We start from the raw sequence: 300 nt of genomic DNA on the forward strand, positions 1-300 counted from the left end.
CTGAATCGACCCAGAAAGCGCGCGAAGCACGGTACCTTCGCAGAAGTCTGCCAGGCACTTCATGGAGGTTTGTGCGAAGCCTCGGTACCCCCCTCCGGCCGCGATCAAGGCGCTCAAGAAGCGCCTGGAAAAGGCGAACCGGAAGCGGGCGCAGCGCAAGGTGAAGCCGTCCGAATCAAGCCAAGAACCGGCACAGGCGAAGAAGCCGTCAAGGAAAACCGGCTGATCGCTGCGGGACGTCGGCGGGACGAAGCCGGGACAGATCTCCTCGCGGACCGCGCAAAACCGCTGTCCCCTCGG

1 protein-coding gene is annotated in these 300 nt (G+C 64.0%); it reads right to left on the reverse strand.

Annotated elements, in window-relative coordinates; genetic code table 11:
- On the reverse strand, positions 1-300 hold a 300-nt coding region (locus EN818_RS33410), incomplete at both ends, for a hypothetical protein (RefSeq protein WP_210237339.1).

This window comes from Mesorhizobium sp. M3A.F.Ca.ET.175.01.1.1 (genome assembly GCF_004791945.1).
Classification (GTDB): Bacteria; Pseudomonadota; Alphaproteobacteria; order Rhizobiales; family Rhizobiaceae; genus Mesorhizobium.